Source organism: Taibaiella chishuiensis, from assembly GCF_003014535.1.
In the GTDB taxonomy this organism is placed as follows: domain Bacteria; phylum Bacteroidota; class Bacteroidia; order Chitinophagales; family Chitinophagaceae; genus Taibaiella; species Taibaiella chishuiensis.
The window spans coordinates 488,474-506,005 of record NZ_PYGD01000001.1; the positions used below are offsets into that span (position 1 = coordinate 488,474).

The following is a 17,532-nucleotide window of genomic DNA, read 5'->3' on the forward strand; positions in this document are numbered from 1 at the left end:
AAAAAGTGCGTGGGCTTAGGTCTTGATTTGTGGCAAAGCGATGACAAAACAGGCCCCCGTACCGGCCGTATCCTCCACCCCAATGCTGCCGCCGTGCATTTCCATAATACGCTTGCAGATGGTAAGCCCCAAACCGGTACCCACGGGCTTTTTCAGCGTCTGGTTCTTAGCCTGGAAAAACTTATCGAAGATCTGTTCGCGCATCTCGTAAGGCACGCCCGGCCCGTTATCCGCAACAGCAAGCCTTATCCCGCTCCCGGTCTGCTCCAGCGCAATTACGATACGGCCGGTACTTTCGGGGGCAAACTTGATGGCGTTGGCGATAAGGTTATAGATCACCTGTCTTACCAGGTCGATATCGCATAGAACCGAGACTTCCGCATGCGGCAACTGGTGTACGATAGCCACGCCGCGTTCCTCGGCCAGGGGCAGCAGCGCCTCTGTAGCCTCGGCTATAAGCCTGCCGAAAACCACGGTAGCATAGTTCAGCTTTTGCCTGCCAGATTCGTAACGTTCCAGGTTCAATACCTGCGAGATCAGGTGGCTCAGGCGTTCGATCTCTTTAACCACCGCTTCCAGGTAATGCTGCCGCTGTTCCTCTTCCATATCCGGGTTGTCGTATACAATTTCCGACAGGGCCCGTATCGAAGTTAGCGGCGTGCGCAACTCGTGGGTAACGGTATACAGGAATTCATCCTTGAGCACATCCATACGCTTCAACTGCTCGTTGGCGCGGGTCAGCATATCGGTGGCACGGGTCAGTTCTATCGATTTTTTCTTGAGCTCTTTATTCAGCTCCAGCACCTGCTGCGATTCTTTTACGATGGCCAGTACCTCCTGGATCGTGATCTCCTCCTCCTTTACGATATTGGCGATCATAAATTTGGCCGAGGCCGAACCGATCACCCCGGAGAGCATACGTTCGGCAAAATGTACAATGCGCGGATCGGCGATCACCGTATCCAGGCCGATATCGTTGCGCCGCGCATAAGCCGTCAACAACAGGCCCGACCGTTCTTTACCGATAAAATTATCGAGCAACGCCCGGATATCGGCGTACTGTGTATTGCCCCGCCATACGCCCTGTCCTTCGGTAAACTGGTTGGCATCTTTATCAAAAATATCAACAAACACGCGGGCCTGGTACATCTCGGAGGCGCTCAGCCGCGAATAGCTGGAGATAACCAGGTAACAAATGCAATTGAAGAACATACTCCAGAATACCGAATGGGTAAACAGGTCCCAGCCATCAAGCCCGAACAGGGCCTGGGGCCGCAACCATGACAAGTGCCAGGGACCGCTATCCATAAGGCTCTTATCGATAAAACCCGCATCTACACCCGCCGGTACGATAAGGGTGTAAAACCAGATACCAAAGCCTACGATAATACCTGTTACCGCACCCTTACGCGAAGCATTGCGCCAGTAAAGACCGCCGAATACCGCCGGCCCGAACTGGGCCACTGCCGCCATAGAGGCCAGGCCTATGGATACCAGCGAAAAGTAAGGCGCCATAAAACTATTGTAGGCATAAGCGGCAAAAAGGATCACGGCGATAATCACCCGCCTCGATAAAATGATCTTACGGGTAAGCGAGCCTTCGCTGCTGGTCTTAAACCGGCGGGAAGATAATACCAAGGGCAGGAACAGGTGATTGCTGACCATGGTAGACAAGGCGATGGTGGCTACGATGATCATACTCGTGGCCGCCGAAAAGCCCCCGATGTACACCATAACACTCATCAGGTGCTGATTGAAGTGCAGGGGCAGCGACAGTACGTAGTTATCGGCATCGGTATTGTTACCCAAAATCACAGAGCCGCCCATCGCGATCGGCAGTACAAATATATTAATGGCCAGCAGGTACAGCGGAAAAAGCCATACGGCTTTACGGATATGTTTTTCGTTGGTATTCTCCACCACGCTTACCTGGAACTGGTGCGGCAGGATGACGATGGCCATCATGGATACGAACAACATCGATAGCCAGCTGCTATAGGCATTGTCGCCGCTAAGGGTAAAAAACTGGGTAAGCCCCTTATTGGCCACAGCATCGAACAAGGCGCCATAACCATCGAATACGAAGAAGGTGACAAAGATACCCACTACCAGGAAGGCAAACAGTTTGACCAGCGACTCGAAAGCCACAGCCGCTACCAGGCCCTCGTGCCGCTCCGTAGCATCGACCGACCGCGTACCAAACACGATGATAAAAAAGATAATGACACAGGTAATATAAAACTTATCGTCGCCCGGACCGGGAATGATACCCTGCGGCAGACCGGTAATGATATGAAAGCTGGTCGATATGGCTTTCAGCTGCAGAGCGATATAAGGTATGATGCCGATAATACAACACAACGTAACAATGATACCCAGGGTAAAATTCTTACCATACCGCGAAGCGATAAAGTCGGCAATGCTATTGATGCGCTGGGTCTTGCAAATACGGATGATCTTTTGCAAGACCGGGATAAACAGGGCGCACATGATCGAAGGTCCCAGGTAAATGGTAATAAAATCCATGCCGCTGTTAACCGCCCGGCCCACGCTGCCGTAATAGGTCCAGCCGGTACAGTATACTGCCAGCGACAAGGCATACACCCAGCCATTACGCACCACGCTCTTCTTCTGCCGGCGCCGGCGCTCTACCCACCAGGCCACCCCGAAGAGCAGGGCCAGATAGGCCAGCGATACCAGTATGATCAGGAGTTTGTTCATACCGGCCTATTTACGTTTTAATGGGTTGACCGTAAAGTACAGGACCAGGATGGCCAGCACCCATACCACACCAATATAAACATACAGCAAGGGCAGCCCGCCCACCATCACCCGTTTATTGGCGGTAGACAGCAGGGGATAGGTAAACAGCACCAGCATCAGCAATGCGATCAGCAGGAAGCGGATGGATTTGGCAGGATTCATATTCGGGTATTATCCGGTAAGATAAGTAATAATTGCAAAACGTTGCCGGGCGCACAGGCCCGGCAACGTAGGTACAGCTCGCTTTATAACCGGTTTACTCCAATTGTTTATCGTCATTGTATTCGCCCATCAGCGCATAAACGCCGAAGGTAAACAGGCCGCCTACAATAATAGGCGTCAGTACAAAAAGGATCACGATACCGAACACGAGGTCGTCCTGCTGACCGCTGGTAAACTTCGGGATACCGAATATAAAAATGCAGAAGTAGGCTGCGGCAAGGGCCAGCGCGATCCATACGAGGCCCAGTATTTTTTTGATTGCATCCATAACGGGATAATTTTTTAATGAAGAAAATAGTTGCGCGGGAAAGACAGGTACAGCCTATTCCAGTTTGCGCTTACCGCTGATGTACAACAGGCCGATCACGAAACTGATGGCCGCGATAATAATGGGATACCACAGGCCTTCAAGATACCAATCGCCCTGGCCGGCATCTTTGGCCTTGGAAGCCAGGTATACCGCCACCGTAGGCAACAGGCCGCCGAATATGCCATTGCCCACGTGGTAGGGCAGCGACATCGATGTATAACGGATCTTTACCGGGAACATCTCCACCAGGAAAGCCGCAATAGGACCGTATACCATCGTTACGAAGATCACCTGGACAAATACCAGCAGGATCATCATCCACTTGTCGTTACCGTTCAATAGGGTAGCCTTTGCAATTTTAGGTTTGGTGGCCTCCGCTGCTTTATCGGCATGTACCACCACGGTGCTATCGTAGCTGTAGCGGGTGGCATCGCTGTACTGCACTACCGTAGTGTAATGATACACCGAATCGCCGTTGGCCGCCGCGCTTACTTTCAGGTCGTGCTTCGTATCTGCCACCAGCGCCGCCTTCTGTTTCAGGTCCGAAATATTATACATCGTCCGGTAGATGGGGCGGTAGCAGATAATCGCCAGCAACATGCCTGCCAGCATAATATGTTTACGGCCTATCTTATCGCTAAGCCAGCCAAACACGATAAAGAACGGCGTGCCCATCAGCAGGGCAATCGCCAGCAGCGAGTCGGTCTGTGCACTTTCGATATTACAGGTTTTCTGGATAAAGCTGAGTGCATAAAACTGGCCCGTATACCACACGACACCCTGGCCCATAGCCGCGCCAAACAGCGCCAGCAGTACGAATTTCAGGTTATACCGGTTGCCGAAGCTTTCTTTAAGCGGGTTAGTACTGGTCTTACCCTCGGCCTTGGCTTTGGCAAACAGCGGCGACTCCGACATTTTCCTGCGGATCAGGTACGATACCAATACCATGAGTATCGATAACCAGAAGGGTACGCGCCAGCCCCAGAGGTCGAAGGCTTCTTTACTCAACACCGTTTTGGTAATCAGGATCACGATCAGGGAAATAAACAGGCCGACCGTAGCGGTGGTCTGTATCCAGGAGGTCCAGTAGCCACGCTGGTGGGCAGGCGCATGTTCGGCCACATAAGTGGCAGCGCCGCCATACTCACCGCCCAGCGCCAGGCCCTGCAGCAGGCGCAACAGCAGTACCAGCAGGGGCGCCAGGAAACCGATGGTTTCGTAACCCGGTATACAACCAATGAGGAAGGTGGCCCCGCCCATCAGCAGCAGGGTGAGCATAAAGGTGTACTTACGCCCGATCATATCGCCCAGCCGGCCAAATACCAATGCACCGAAGGGCCGCACCACGAAACCGGCAGCAAATGTGGCCAGGGTGGAGAGAAAGGCCGCTGTAGGATTGCCCTGCGGGAAGAATTTGGTGGCGATAACCACGGCAAGGCTGCCGAAAATATAAAAGTCATACCACTCGATAAGGGTACCGGCCGACGAAGCGAAGATGACCTTCCAGATACCCTTCGGCGCTTTTGTTACTGTACTCATGGGCTATAATTTTTTTGAAGATGAAATAAATGCGCAGCCTACAGGGCCACCTGGAATTGAACGATCAGTTCGCCTTTACGGTCTTTCAGCAATTTGGTACCGGCATCGTATAAAGGCCGGGAAGCATACTGCGCCGTAATCTTGGCGTTATGGGCATCGATAAACAGGTTACAGCCCACATCGAAAAAGCTGCCTCCGGCGCGCAGCGCCTCAAAGTTTTTGTAGGCATACGAAGCAATAGGCTGCAAGCGGAGCTTGGTGCTGAATTTAGGCAGGAGAAAACCGGCTTCGGCATAATAGATACTGCCGGTGCCCATAAGCGCACGCGCATTGCCCGGGCCTTCGAGCACCTTATCTGCCGCCGGGAAATTGGGATCGGCGGTGCCCGTATTCATCGTACCGCTGGTACGCAGGTAATTGGGTCCGAAATTGTAGTTGTAATAAACACCGTAAGCAGTAACAGCCATGCCTTTCGACTTATCGCCCACAGGCAGGTCGGCAAATACGTCTACCCCAAACAGGTTGATCGGGTGCTTTTCTACCACGCCCAGTGCATTGGAGCTGCGGGTGCCATTAGCCTGGTGGTAAAACCCAGCACCGATATTGAATACCCTTTTGCTACCGAGATAGGTACCTACGCGGTAAGGCAGGAAGTTGCTTTCCTGGTCGAGGAACTGGTAGTCTACATAACCCGCATACGATGCTTCCGACTCGCCGTTATTGTCTACGGCAATATTGGCGCTGTCTTTAGGAACGAGGTTGGTGGCAAAGGGTTTGTTGATGCTGAACTGGTAATGCAGTTTTGCGGCATTGCCTTTGATAAAGAGGCCAAACTGCCGGGCAAACTGGTCGCTCATTTCGATAGTGGGCCAGTTAAAGATCGTGGCATCGATCATCATAAAGCTGATGGTGCTGGCTGAACTCTGCCGCGATACACCGTTGAAGTAATGCAGGCCTGCGCCCAGCGATAAGGTGAATGTATTGGTTTGGCCGGTTACCGGTTTTTTGGCCGGTACAATGGCAAACTCGTTATAGGCATCGTGGAAGAAGAGTTGTGGTTTTTTGCCCTGGCCGTAACCGCCGGTACCGGTGGAGCCGCTGCCCCCGCCATTGGTAAAGGTCTGGTTGTTGATCCCGAAGTGGGTAACGATCATATACCGGGGCGAGATCTGTGCATAAGTAAGCAGCCTCAGGCGGCGGGCGCCAAAATCCATACTGCTTTGCGAAGGCGAACCGTTGACCAGGGTGCCGGGATTATTCTGGTTATACCTGGCCCAGATCTGGCTCCATACCAGGAAACGCACATACTTGTTCCCTTCGGGGTTCAGGTTCAGTTTCAACCCGGATCCGTATTGCTCCGAATTTTGTGCAAAAGTGGGGAAAGCCAGCAGCGAGCAACAGGATAATGCTATCAGGATTTGCTTACGAAACATAGCAGGTAGCTTTTGAGGTGAAAAAATTATTTTCTTATTTCTTTCCTCAAATGTTTACAAATAACTGCCGTTTCGGAAATACGGTATATATCTATGCTAAGGGTATAGCTTTTATGGCCTGTTTATTTTCTTTTGAAACGCTCCCATTTGATCACCATAAACTTGTCGCCGAGCTCGGTAACCATACTGCCGGTACCCCGCAGCGATTCCCTGTCGGCAAAGAATTCGGCCAGTTCGGCGTGGTTCAGCACCTGGTAGGTAGGGTGGTAATCCAGGTTTTCGGGCGCCTTCACATTGTACTCCTTTACCCAGTTGATCACCGATACATGGCTTACGCCCAGGATGCGTTCGATCTCGCGGAATGTTACCCCCTCGATATACAATTGCAGGGCCTTGATCACGTAATACGGGTCGATCCGTTTACCATCTTTCATCACGGAGAAATGATAATTGCAGGCATGGCATTTATACCGCTGCTTTCCTTTTACCACACCGCTTTTCACCACTTCCTGGTTCTTGCATTTGGGACAAAAAATATCTTTCATGTCTTAAAAGTAAGCAATCACTCCTGATTAATTATACCAAATTAGCATAAATATACCAAATGACCAATATTGACTATTATCAACACAAATATGCCATACTGCTGAATGTCAATACGCTACAGATTATGGCGTGCAGATACCTATTGACATTGCTCAAATCCAAATCTTGATGCTTGTCCATCAATACGATAGTGGAGTTAACCGTTACTCGCCAACCTGTTGCCCACCTGGGTCTGAACGATAGCCGGAAGTCCCTTTCGCAAGGTCCCTTTCTGGAGACCTCGCGACGAAACAGGATATCTTTCCCACAACGGGCATCTCTGTCCGTAGCGAGGCGTTACGAACAGGCGCGACGACCAGGTGCGAACGGGCCTCGCGACGCAATAGCGTATCTACACACAACTGCTCCTGCAAAGGGAGGCCTGGGAAAACAAAATACCCGGCTGTAATGCCGGGCCTTTTATCAGCACGCAAGGTGCTGCAATCAATAAGGTGTTGGACTATAATTCGGGCTCTTCCTTTTTACGGGTCGCCATCTTTTTACGGTTGCGGCTCAGGGTTTCGGGTTTGATACCCAGGTAGGAGGCAATCATATGTTGCGGTACCCGCTGTACGATCTCGGGATAGGTTTCCACGAACATCTTGTATTTATCTTCCGCAAAATGGGTCAGGTAATTAATGACCCGGAGGTGCAGCGCGTTAAGCCTTTTCTGCATCACCTGGCGGAAGTATTTTTCCAGGGCCGGTACCCGCTGCAGCAATTGCTGGAACACTTCGCGGTCGATCAGCAATACCTCTGCATTTTCTAACGCATCGATATCGTAGAGCGCGGTATCGTCTTCCGAAAGATTAAAGCTGTCGGGGATCCAGGTACCTTCCGGTGCAAACTGCATAACATGTTCCGCGCCTTTTTCGCCTTTCAGGCAAGCGCGCAGCATACCCTTGTTCACGAAGGCGATTTCACCGAAGTGTTCCCCGTGCTGCATCAGGTATTGCCTTTTGCGCAGTTTGCGCGGGGTAATAGCAGCCTGCACCAGGGCCTTATCTGCTGCCGTCAGCTCCACTTCTTTGGCAATCTCGGCGAATAGTAGTTCCAACATAGCGGAATCATTTTTGTTCTTTATTTTTTTCTATCGCATCGGCGATAGCATCCCACAGGCGTACCCGGCTTTGTAAGGCCGCCACTACGGCTTCGGTAGCTTCTTCCCAGCGTGCAGGATCGGTACCGCAAAGCGATTCGGTCATTTCGCAGGCCAGTATCGAGTGATGATCGCCATCTACTTCGATATGACGTTCGAGGTAATATTTAAAAATACTTATTTTTTCCGGAGTTTGCTGGTGCAGGGCCCTTACAAAGCTGATGAACATACCGGGAATGAGGTCTTCGCGGCCAAAGGTGAACACGGCGGCCTGCACATGGGCCTTGCCTCCGTCTACCACTTCAAAAGTATTGTGCACGAAATCGGTTACGGCCGCCGGCGCCCCACAGGCGGTCAGCGCTTCGGTTACCGTTTTGCCGGTTTCCAGGGCTGCCAGCAGGCTATTGGCCTGGCCGGTGCTGCAACCCGCCTGTTCCATCGCCTGTATATACAGTTCAAAATGGCTGCTGCGGTTGCCTTCCTCATCCACATCACTTTCTTCGCCGGTTACGATTTCATTGATCAGGTAACGGGTATTGGCGTTTCCTTTGGGTACCCAGGGCAGGGTTACGCAGGTCAGGTTACGTTGCAGCGCTTTCAGCAGCGACATAAAATCCCATACGGCAAATATATGGTGCTGCATAAAGACGTGCAGGTCGGCAATACCCGCGATCTGTTCGTACACGCGATGTTGCGTGAGTTGCTGTTTAAGCGGCGCCACTGCTGTTTTCAGGGCTTCAATTGGGCTTGATTGCATAAAAGAAAGGAGGTTCGGTTAAAGGAGCCACAAAGTTAGTACAAACCGGATTCAAAATTTTGCCCCCGTTTTGATCAAACGTTACGCACGGGATAAATAACAGGCTTTTTTCAAAAAACATGCTCCCCGGCCCCGCAGCTACCGGTTTTCATTTTACCTTTGCATGATGCAACTATTAGATGGGAAAAAAGTATCGGAAAGTCTGCTCGCCGAGATTGCAGTTTCTGTAAAGGAGCTGAAAGAAGCAGGAAAAAAGACGCCGCACCTCGCCGCTATACTCGTGGGCAATAATCCCGCCAGCGAGGCCTATGTAGGTTCGAAAGTAAAAACCTGCGAACAGATCGGGTTTGCATCCACGCTGCTGCGCCTCGAACAAGACATTACCGAGGCCGCATTGCTGGAACATATCCGCAACTTTAACGATAACCCGGATGTGGACGGCATACTGGTGCAGCTGCCCCTGCCTGCGCATATTTCGGAAAGCCGGGTGATCAATACGATCGACCCTGCTAAAGATGTAGACGGTTTCCATCCCATCAGCCTGGGCCGTATGGTGCTGGGCGAGCCTACCTTTATTTCGGCTACCCCCAACGGCATTATGATGCTGCTGGATTATTATAAAATAGAGACCGCTGGCAAAAACTGCGTTGTGATCGGCCGCAGCAATATCGTGGGAACGCCTATGAGCATCCTGCTGAGCCGCAACAGCAACCCTGGCAACTGTACCGTTACCCTCTGCCACTCCCGCACGCAAAACCTGAAAGAGATCTGCCTGGGCGCCGACATTATCGTAGCCGCCATAGGCCGTCCTAATTATGTAACGGCCGATATGGTAAAAGAAGGCGCCGTGGTGATCGACGTGGGTATTAACCGCATCGACGATCCTTCGCGTAAAAGCGGGTCGCGCCTCGTGGGCGATGTGGACTTCGACCAGGTAGCCCCCAAATGCAGCTATATTACCCCGGTACCCGGCGGTGTCGGTAAAATGACCATTTGTGCATTAATGAATAATACCCTGCTTGCAGTAAAAGGAATATAATGACAGCAATAGAGGCGCAGGATATAACCCACACTTCCTATCCCGTAATGGAACACTTTTACACCCTGCAGGGTGAAGGCGCCTATTCGGGACAGGCCGCCTATTTTATACGACTGGGCGGCTGCGATGTAGGCTGTGTATGGTGCGATGTAAAGGAAAGCTGGGATGCCAATGCGCACCCGTTGATGAGCACCGGAACGATGCAGGAACTGGTAAGCGCCCACCCGGGTAAGATCGTGGTGGTTACCGGCGGCGAACCCTCCATGCACGACCTGGTACCCATTACCCGCGCGCTGAAGGCCGCAGGTAAACGTACGCATATCGAAACTTCGGCATCGAGCCCGCTTACCGGCGACTGGGATTGGGTAACCTTATCACCCAAGAAGTTTAAAGCGCCGCTGGCACAGAATATGCCACTGGCCGACGAACTGAAGATTATCGTATTCAACAAATCGGATTTTAAATGGGCCGAAGAGTTTGCCGCGCTGGTAAAACCGGAATGCAAACTGTACCTCCAGCCCGAATGGGACAAGCGGGACAGTATGACGCCGCTTATTATCGAGTACATACAGGACCACCCGCAATGGCAGTTGTCGCTCCAAACCCATAAGTACCTCAATATTCCTTAACAGTCCCCATCTCAAAAGCTCCAAACTTAATCCAACCAACAACATGACCTTATTCCAGGCTGTAATTATTGCCATTATCGAAGGCCTTACCGAGTACATCCCGATTTCCTCTACGGCGCATATGATCTTTACCAGTACCTTTTTGGGTATCCAGGAGGATGAGTTCGTAAAGATGTTCCAGGTATCTATCCAGTTCGGCGCTATTCTTGCCGTGGTCGTATTGTATTGGAAAAAGTTTTTCAACTTCAGCAATTTCAACTTTTACATCAAACTGGCCAGTGCGGTGGTACCCGCGCTGGTGCTGGGTTACCTGTTCGACGACGCGATCGAGAGCGTACTGGGCAACCCGCTGCCCATTGCGATCGTGATGGTGATAGGCGGTATCTTCCTGCTGTTTATCGATAAGGTATTTACCCGCCCCCGTATTGACGATGAAAAAAACATAACCATACCCAAAGCCGTGGCCATCGGTTTCTGGCAATGCCTGGCCATGATGCCCGGTGTGAGCCGTTCGGCGGCCTCTATTATTGGCGGTATGCAGCAAAAGCTGAGCCGTAATGCCGCTGCTGAATTCTCGTTCTTCCTGGCGGTACCCACCATGCTGGCGGTTACCGTTTACTCCGTATTGCTGAAGCACTGGCATGTAAACGGCGTGGAGACCAAGGGTTACGAAATGATTATGGCCAGCAAGGAGCACATGAGCATTTTCCTGATCGGCAATGCTGTGGCCTTCGTGGTCGCTATGATCGCCATCCGCTTCTTCATTACTTTTTTAAAGAAATATGGTTTCCGTATCTGGGGTGTTTACCGTATCGTGGTAGGCCTGGTTATTATCGGCCTGCTGCTGAGCGGCAAAGTTTAACCCGGATGCCATCATCCGCTATAACATAAAAAGCCGGACCATATGGTCCGGCTTTTTATGTTTGATCCTGCAAATGGACCGGCTATTGGATTAACCGAGGTGTTGCTGGATTTTCTTTTCGAATGTAGATCTGGGGGCAGCGCCAACTTGCTTGTCTACTACCTGCCCGTTTTTAATGAACAGTACGCAGGGGATGCTGGTTACACCGTAATTCACGGATAAATTCGGATTTTCATCCACATTTACCTTACCCACATTTACTTTCCCCTCATATTCTTTAGAGAGCGCATCGATGGTTGGTCCTAAAGCGATGCAAGGTCCGCACCATGGTGCCCAGAAATCGACCACTGATAAATTTTCAGATTGCAATACTTCGTTATCAAAGTTAGCATCGGTGAATACTGCTGCCATTTTATTTTTGTTTTATTTTTACAATGAAAAGACAAAGGTAAGGGGAAACTCATACCGCAACAATAGTGGAATCAAATACTCTTATAGTTACCCACTATTTATTAACCTAAATTGCGCAGAGAAAATAAGGCACCAAGCAATGTATACCGGCTTTAAAGATTACTACGAGGTACTCAGGATCGCATTCGCAGCTACGGAAGCGGAAATTAAAAATGCGTACCGGCAACTCGCCAAGGAGTATCATCCCGACCTTCATCCTGTTGATACGGAATTATTTACCGAAAAGTTCAGGGAAATAACGGAGGCTTATGAGACGCTGTCGGACCCGCTTAAAAAAGAGAACTACGATTTCCTGTACCGGAGGGTAGTGCTGCAGGAGTTCCCGCGGGAGGACTACTATCCCGAAACCTATTACGAAGACCCCACACCGCCCGACGAGACGGTATACCGGCATAAATACACGGCGAAGCGCCAGCGCGGCACCCTGAATGTAACCGGGGTACTGGTCGGCATATTGCTGGTACTGCAGGTAGGCGCCCTGATCATTAAGGCCGCACCGGTAGGCGACCCCGAAAAGGCCTCCAGCAGGCGGGCCGCATTTCCAGGCGAGCTGTTCCGGGAGCGCAGGAGCAATACTACACCACCGGCCGACACTTCGATCCTGTTTATTAACCGCCGGCCGGCCCCGATAGATTAAGAACAGCCGGAATTTGTTAATCATTAGGAAATATTACATCTATCCGCTAACTTTACCGGGCAGTAAAATATATACGCACTATTTTATGCCAGGCAAAACCATCTCTTCAAAATCACGCAGTACAAAAGCAGTATACCTGCTGGTAAGTTGTATCTGTTTCTTTGTTGCCGGCGCACTGGTATTACTTATAGGCGCACTGTCTCATGCCAACCCACAGGTCGGTAATTTTGCAGGCCTGTTCCGCTGGGAACCGCTCATGAATCTTGTGGCCAGCATTACTATGCCTTTTACACCTTAGGCACTAGCCTCCCTCCCATTTGCTCCAAAGACGATTTACCTGTTTACAGGATAAATTAAGCCCCCCGTTACAAGGTTTACGGTAGTCATTTGTTACCTTTTTTTTCACTTTCTTTAACGCTTCTTAACGTTTTTTGGGTGAAATTTCTTAATTTCAGCACGGAATTGAAATCTTACCATTAAAAAAACGACGATCATGAAAAAAATCTTGACACTGATGGCCCTGGTTTTGGGCGGTCTGACAGCTACAGCGCAGACACGAACTATTGACTTGAAGACAGTATTGCTGAAGCCTGTCGACGGTACAGTGATTAACTGTACAGACTCCTTTCCTGCTGCATGGCTGGTAATCAACGGAGGTCCCGATCCGATCTACCCAACCGATACTGTAGGTATTGCAGATTATGAAAACCTGTTTGAACAAAGCGGTACCGATGTAAGCAAAAGCTTCTTCGCCACACCGATGACCGATACCGTTTTTGCCGGTGATACCCTGCAGATCGACGGTCTGAGCTGGAACTCACACTATGCAAGGATTAAAACCCTGGTTGATACCAGCACCGGTGAATTTGTAAACACATTCGTAAACGGTCGCGGTTACCTGGCTTACTCCAATGTACTGGGTGTTATGAAAAACATCGCAGGCGCATGGCAAAGCGACCCTAACGTTACCGATCCTAACGATACCAACAACTACAGCTTCAGGGCTGTGATCATGAACTGCGGAACGGGTATCAAGGATGCCATCACAGGTCTGGCTAAACAAACCATTTCTGTATATCCTAACCCGGCTAACAGGGATATCAATTTCGAATTCGAATTCCTGAAAGCAGCTAACGCCAGCGCCCGTATCTCCGATATCACCGGCCGTACCGTACTGGTAAAAGACTTCGGTAAAAATGCTGCCGGTATCCGCAAATTCAACCTGGATATCAGTGCGCTGAACGCAGGCACATACTTCCTGGAACTGGTTACCGATGATAAACGTGGATTGAGTAAGTTCACGGTACAGAAGTAAACCAACAACCTAGTTTTTATAAAGCCCGGATCGATGATCCGGGCTTTTTCTTGCTTTGCACTTTCTGCCGCCCCTCCTGGTTTTACGATTAAACGAACATAAGGTGCTTACAAGCGGAACAAAATTTAACAGGCCCCGTAACCAATGGTTACGGGGCCTGTTGTATATACCTTTACCCGCTATTTAATTTCATCTCAGGGGGTAGGCCTAGCTTACCTCTACTTTGTACCGGATATCGGCGGTCTGCAGGTATTCGATCAGGTCGTCGTTGACCAGCAGCCGGCCGTTATTGGAGCGCAGCTGCATCGAACGGTCGCTCTCCTCGTCGAAGACCTGGAAATTAAGTTCACAACCACCGGGGTTTTGCTGCACATTGCGCTGGAGGAAATTGACGAAGTCGTAATCCAGCTTTTCGAGCGGGAATGCAAGCAATAGCTTTTTCGTCAGTTTGGTTTTAACGTCGCCCAGCAGCATTACGCTTTGCACTTTAAACTCCATTTGTCCGGGCCGGAAGCGGTTCTCTTCGTAGATGCCCGTCAGCATCAGCTTTTGCGATTCCTGGATATAATCGCCGAAGTGCACATAGTTTTCCTTCCAGAACATGAGCTCGATACTGCCCGAGTAGTCGTTGACCGTCATCTTGCCAAATTTGTCGCCCTTTTTGGTGAGGGCATGGCGCGGATCGGATACATAACCGGCAATACGCAGCTGGCGTCCTTTGAAGCTATCCAGTTCCGCAATCGGGATGATGTTGTAATTGTTCATCTCGAACTTGAAACCGTCGAGCGGGTGGCCGCTCAGGTAGATACCGATCGTTTCCTTTTCTTTTTCCAGCAGGTCGTGCAGGGTCCAGGGTTCGCATTTGGGCATATCCGGCGGTTTGATCTCCGGCATTTCGGCATCGCCAAACAGGCTGTTGACCGTATTGTTGAGCGCGGCATTGTACTGGCTGCCGAAGCGGGTAATCCGCTCCAGGCCGGTAACAGGGTCGGTTGCCGGCGCATAGAAATATTGGGCCCTGTGTATTTCGGGATAACAATCGAATGCCCCGCCGAGCACCAGGCTTTCCAGTGATTTTTTATTTACCGTACGCTGGTTGACCCGGGTAATGAGGTCGAATATCGTTTTATACACCCCGTTCTTTTCGCGCTCTGCAAGAATATCTTCTACCGCGGCCTCACCTACGCCCTTGATGGCGCCGAGCCCAAAGCGTACCACGCCCTCTTTGTTTACCGAGAAGCCTTTCAGCGATTCGTTGATATCGGGGCCGAGTACCTTGATGTTCATCCGCTGACACTCTTCCATAAAGAAGGTGATCTTTTCAATACTGTTGGCGTTATTCATTACCGCCGCCATAAATTCGGAGGGGTAATGCGCTTTCAGGTAAGCGGTCTGGTAGGCCACGAAGGCATAACAGGTAGAGTGCGATTTATTAAAGGCGTATTGGGCAAAGGCTTCCCAGTCGGTCCATACTTTCTCCAGCTTATCGGCGGGGTGTCCTTTTGCGGTTGCCCCCTGGATAAACTGTACTTTCATTTTGTCCAGTACGGATTTCTGCTTTTTACCCATGGCCTTACGCAGTACGTCGGCATCGCCTTTACTAAAGCCGCCCAACGATTGCGACAGCAACATCACCTGTTCCTGGTATACGGTAATACCATAGGTATCGGCCAGGTATTCCTCCATTTCCGGAAGATCGTAGGTGATGGCCTCTTCGCCATGTTTACGCTTAATAAAGTTAGGGATGTACTGGATGGGCCCCGGGCGGTACAGGGCGTTCATCGCGATCAGATCCGCAAATTTATCGGGCTTCAGATCGCGTAAGTGCTTCTGCATACCCGGGCTCTCGAACTGGAACGTGGCGTTGGTATCGCCGCGTTGGTAGAGCTTGTAGGTCTCCTCATCGTCGAGTGGTATATAATCGATATCGATATCGATGCTATAGTTACGTTTGATCAGGTCGAGCGCATCTTTAATAATGGTCAGGGTCTTCAGACCCAGGAAGTCCATCTTGATTACACCGGCATCCTCGATCACCTTACCCTCGAACTGGGTAATCAGGAGGTTTACATCCTTCACGGCGCTTACGGGCAGCAGCTCCGACAGGTTGGTCGGTGCGATGATGATACCCGCGGCGTGGATACCGGTATTACGCACCGAACCTTCGAGTTTTTCGGCCTCGCGCATTACCTCGCCCTGCACCGTGCCCTGTTCTACCAGTATTTCGCGTAAGCGGCGTACGCCGATCAGGTCTTCTTCCTGCAGGCCTTCTTTTTCTTTCAGGCTTTTCTCGTCGGCGGTAGAGGAGTCGATGGGTGCGCGCAGCAAGCGTTTGAGCGATATACCGGGTTTATCGGGTACCAGTTTGGCCAAAGCATTGGCATCGGGTAGCGGCAGATCCAGTACACGGGCCACATCCTTGATACTCATCTTAGCCGCCATGGTACCATAGGTAACGATGTGCGCTACCTGGGTTTTACCGTATTTATCTACTACATAGTCGATCACCTTTTGCCGGCCCACATCATCGAAGTCGGTATCGATATCCGGCATCGATTTACGGTCGGGGTTCAGGAAACGTTCGAACAGCAGGTTATACTTGATCGGATCGATATTGGTAATGCCGATACAATACGCTACCGCACTACCGGCAGCCGAACCACGGCCCGGCCCGATAAATACACCCAGGTCGCGGCCTGCCTGGATAAAGTCGGATACGATAAGGAAGTAACCCGCAAACCCCATGGTACGTATCGTAAACAGCTCGAAGTTGAGGCGCTCTTCGATATCGGGCGTTATTTCCTTATACCGTTCTCTTGCCCCGGTCCAGGTAAGGTGCTCCAGGTAAGCATCCTGGTTATCGTTAAATTCTGCGGGCACCTTAAAGTGGGGCAGCAGGATTTCGCGTTCCAGTTTCAGCGGTTTGATCTTATCGACGATCATCTGGGTATTGTCGATCGCCTGGGGTATATCATGGAAGAGTGTTGCCATCTCCTCCGTTTTCTTAAAATAAAACTGGTCGTTGTAAAAGGCGAAACGCGAATTTTTCGGACGGTTTTCGTCATCGTCCGCAAATTCCTTATTGGTAGGTGTGCTTTGTTTTTCACCCGTATTGATACACAACAGGATGTCGTGTGCATTGGCATCTTCCTGCTCTACATAATGCGAATCGTTGGAGGCAATGATCGGTACATTATACTTTTTGGCAAACTTGAGCAATACCTCGTTTACTTTGATCTGTTCGGGGATCTCGTGGCGCTGCAGCTCTACATAATAATCGTCGCCAAACAGGTCGAGCCACCATTTAAATTCTTTTTCGGCTTCCTCCTCCGATTTGCGCAGGATGGCCTGGGGTACCGAAGCGCCGATACAACAGGTAGTGGCGATCAGCCCTTCGTGGTATTGCAGCACCAGCTCTTTGTCGATACGGGGATATTTACCGTACAGGCCTTCCATAAATCCCAGGGAACAGAGTTTTACCAGGTTTTTATATCCCGTTTCATCTTTAGCCAGGAACAGCTGGTGGTACCGTTTGTCTTTACCTTCGTCGCGCGAGAACTGGCGTTTATGGCGGTTTTCTACCAGGTACACCTCGCAGCCTACAACGGGTTTTACTACAGGTTCTTTAATTTCCTTACCCTCCGGCGTAGTGCCTACCACCTTCGTATTCTTCCAGGCCTGGGCCACAAATTCAAACGCGCCGAACATATTGCCGTGATCGGTAATGGCCACGGCGGGCATGTTATCTTTTTCCGCTTTTTTATACAGCCGGGAAATGGAAGAGGCCCCGTCGAGGAGCGAAAACTGGGTATGATTATGTAAGTGGGAGAATTGCATCAGGATCTTATTTTACACGAGCCAATCAGCCGTC

16 protein-coding genes are annotated in these 17,532 nt (G+C 50.7%); 6 read left to right on the forward strand and 10 right to left on the reverse strand.

Going from position 1 to position 17,532, the window contains the following annotated elements; genetic code table 11:
• Positions 1–15: 15 nt before the first annotated feature.
• The 8 genes from B0I18_RS02045 to B0I18_RS02080 all read right to left on the reverse strand — a co-directional run bounded on the left by B0I18_RS02045 (position 16) and on the right by B0I18_RS02080 (position 8,708).
• Positions 16–2,721 (reverse strand): sensor histidine kinase, encoded by a 2,706-nt coding sequence (locus tag B0I18_RS02045; protein WP_106520977.1) that lies wholly within the window; start codon positions 2,719–2,721, stop codon positions 16–18.
• A gap of 6 nt (positions 2,722–2,727) precedes the next feature.
• Entirely contained in the window at positions 2,728–2,925 is a 198-nt protein-coding gene (locus tag B0I18_RS02050; protein ID WP_106520978.1) for a hypothetical protein, read from the reverse strand.
• A 94-nt stretch (positions 2,926–3,019) separates the two neighbouring features.
• Positions 3,020–3,253, reverse strand: a complete 234-nt coding sequence (locus B0I18_RS02055) for a DUF6814 family protein (RefSeq protein WP_106520979.1) — start codon at positions 3,251–3,253, stop codon at positions 3,020–3,022.
• A 54-nt stretch (positions 3,254–3,307) separates the two neighbouring features.
• Entirely contained in the window at positions 3,308–4,834 is a 1,527-nt protein-coding gene (locus B0I18_RS02060; protein WP_106520980.1) for an MFS transporter, read from the reverse strand.
• Positions 4,835–4,872: 38 nt separating this feature from the next.
• Entirely contained in the window at positions 4,873–6,267 is a 1,395-nt protein-coding gene (locus B0I18_RS02065) for a porin (protein WP_106520981.1), read from the reverse strand.
• A gap of 122 nt (positions 6,268–6,389) precedes the next feature.
• A complete protein-coding gene (locus tag B0I18_RS02070; protein ID WP_106520982.1) occupies positions 6,390–6,812 on the reverse strand; it encodes an IS1/IS1595 family N-terminal zinc-binding domain-containing protein in 423 nt (140 codons plus the stop codon).
• Positions 6,813–7,312: 500 nt separating this feature from the next.
• Positions 7,313–7,912 carry a Crp/Fnr family transcriptional regulator gene (locus tag B0I18_RS02075; protein ID WP_106520983.1) on the reverse strand — a complete coding sequence of 200 codons (600 nt, stop codon included), beginning with the start codon at positions 7,910–7,912 and terminating at the stop codon, positions 7,313–7,315.
• Between the two features lie 7 nt (positions 7,913–7,919).
• Positions 7,920–8,708 (reverse strand): DUF3050 domain-containing protein, encoded by a 789-nt coding sequence (locus tag B0I18_RS02080; RefSeq protein WP_106520984.1) that lies wholly within the window; start codon positions 8,706–8,708, stop codon positions 7,920–7,922.
• Between the two features lie 163 nt (positions 8,709–8,871).
• On the opposite strand from B0I18_RS02080, the gene folD reads away from it, so the two are divergent.
• Genes folD through B0I18_RS02095 form a run of 3 tightly spaced genes read left to right on the forward strand, consistent with a single transcriptional unit; the run spans position 8,872 to position 11,238 of the window.
• Positions 8,872–9,747, forward strand: a complete 876-nt coding sequence (gene folD, locus B0I18_RS02085; RefSeq protein WP_342749494.1) for a bifunctional methylenetetrahydrofolate dehydrogenase/methenyltetrahydrofolate cyclohydrolase FolD — start codon at positions 8,872–8,874, stop codon at positions 9,745–9,747.
• Positions 9,747–10,376, forward strand: coding sequence for a 7-carboxy-7-deazaguanine synthase QueE (locus B0I18_RS02090; RefSeq protein ID WP_245882030.1), 630 nt, complete (start codon positions 9,747–9,749; stop codon positions 10,374–10,376). Before folD ends, B0I18_RS02090 begins: the two co-directional genes overlap by 1 nt.
• A gap of 43 nt (positions 10,377–10,419) precedes the next feature.
• Positions 10,420–11,238 carry an undecaprenyl-diphosphate phosphatase gene (locus tag B0I18_RS02095; RefSeq protein ID WP_106520986.1) on the forward strand — a complete coding sequence of 273 codons (819 nt, stop codon included), beginning with the start codon at positions 10,420–10,422 and terminating at the stop codon, positions 11,236–11,238.
• A 90-nt stretch (positions 11,239–11,328) separates the two neighbouring features.
• Here the strand turns inward: B0I18_RS02095 and trxA are convergent, their stop codons facing one another.
• Positions 11,329–11,649: a thioredoxin gene (gene trxA, locus B0I18_RS02100; RefSeq protein ID WP_106520987.1), complete on the reverse strand. Its 321-nt coding sequence runs from the start codon at positions 11,647–11,649 to the stop codon at positions 11,329–11,331.
• A 139-nt stretch (positions 11,650–11,788) separates the two neighbouring features.
• On the opposite strand from trxA, the gene B0I18_RS02105 reads away from it, so the two are divergent.
• The 3 genes from B0I18_RS02105 to B0I18_RS02115 all read left to right on the forward strand — a co-directional run bounded on the left by B0I18_RS02105 (position 11,789) and on the right by B0I18_RS02115 (position 13,661).
• On the forward strand, positions 11,789–12,346 hold the full coding sequence (locus B0I18_RS02105) for a J domain-containing protein (protein ID WP_106520988.1): 558 nt from the start codon (positions 11,789–11,791) through the stop codon (positions 12,344–12,346).
• 85 nt (positions 12,347–12,431) lie between these two features.
• Positions 12,432–12,644, forward strand: a complete 213-nt coding sequence (locus B0I18_RS02110) for a hypothetical protein (protein ID WP_106520989.1) — start codon at positions 12,432–12,434, stop codon at positions 12,642–12,644.
• 195 nt (positions 12,645–12,839) lie between these two features.
• Positions 12,840–13,661 carry a T9SS type A sorting domain-containing protein gene (locus B0I18_RS02115; protein ID WP_106520990.1) on the forward strand — a complete coding sequence of 274 codons (822 nt, stop codon included), beginning with the start codon at positions 12,840–12,842 and terminating at the stop codon, positions 13,659–13,661.
• A gap of 207 nt (positions 13,662–13,868) precedes the next feature.
• On the opposite strand, the gene dnaE is transcribed toward B0I18_RS02115, so the two are convergent.
• Entirely contained in the window at positions 13,869–17,498 is a 3,630-nt protein-coding gene (gene dnaE, locus B0I18_RS02120) for a DNA polymerase III subunit alpha (RefSeq protein WP_181358302.1), read from the reverse strand.
• Positions 17,499–17,532 lie beyond the last annotated feature (34 nt).

Bases quoted from the DNA above. Each gene is read 5' to 3' on its own strand.
- B0I18_RS02045 (WP_106520977.1), bottom strand. From the start codon at position 2,721: ATGAACAAACTCCTGATCATACTGGTATCGCTGGCCTATCTGGCCCTG.
- B0I18_RS02050 (WP_106520978.1), bottom strand. From the start codon at position 2,925: ATGAATCCTGCCAAATCCATCCGCTTCCTGCTGATCGCATTGCTGATG.
- B0I18_RS02055 (WP_106520979.1), bottom strand. From the start codon at position 3,253: ATGGATGCAATCAAAAAAATACTGGGCCTCGTATGGATCGCGCTGGCC.
- B0I18_RS02060 (WP_106520980.1), bottom strand. From the start codon at position 4,834: ATGAGTACAGTAACAAAAGCGCCGAAGGGTATCTGGAAGGTCATCTTC.
- B0I18_RS02065 (WP_106520981.1), bottom strand. From the start codon at position 6,267: ATGTTTCGTAAGCAAATCCTGATAGCATTATCCTGTTGCTCGCTGCTG.
- B0I18_RS02070 (WP_106520982.1), bottom strand. From the start codon at position 6,812: ATGAAAGATATTTTTTGTCCCAAATGCAAGAACCAGGAAGTGGTGAAA.
- B0I18_RS02075 (WP_106520983.1), bottom strand. From the start codon at position 7,912: ATGTTGGAACTACTATTCGCCGAGATTGCCAAAGAAGTGGAGCTGACG.
- B0I18_RS02080 (WP_106520984.1), bottom strand. From the start codon at position 8,708: ATGCAATCAAGCCCAATTGAAGCCCTGAAAACAGCAGTGGCGCCGCTT.
- folD (WP_342749494.1), top strand. From the start codon at position 8,872: ATGATGCAACTATTAGATGGGAAAAAAGTATCGGAAAGTCTGCTCGCC.
- B0I18_RS02090 (WP_245882030.1), top strand. From the start codon at position 9,747: ATGACAGCAATAGAGGCGCAGGATATAACCCACACTTCCTATCCCGTA.
- B0I18_RS02095 (WP_106520986.1), top strand. From the start codon at position 10,420: ATGACCTTATTCCAGGCTGTAATTATTGCCATTATCGAAGGCCTTACC.
- trxA (WP_106520987.1), bottom strand. From the start codon at position 11,649: ATGGCAGCAGTATTCACCGATGCTAACTTTGATAACGAAGTATTGCAA.
- B0I18_RS02105 (WP_106520988.1), top strand. From the start codon at position 11,789: ATGTATACCGGCTTTAAAGATTACTACGAGGTACTCAGGATCGCATTC.
- B0I18_RS02110 (WP_106520989.1), top strand. From the start codon at position 12,432: ATGCCAGGCAAAACCATCTCTTCAAAATCACGCAGTACAAAAGCAGTA.
- B0I18_RS02115 (WP_106520990.1), top strand. From the start codon at position 12,840: ATGAAAAAAATCTTGACACTGATGGCCCTGGTTTTGGGCGGTCTGACA.
- dnaE (WP_181358302.1), bottom strand. From the start codon at position 17,498: ATGCAATTCTCCCACTTACATAATCATACCCAGTTTTCGCTCCTCGAC.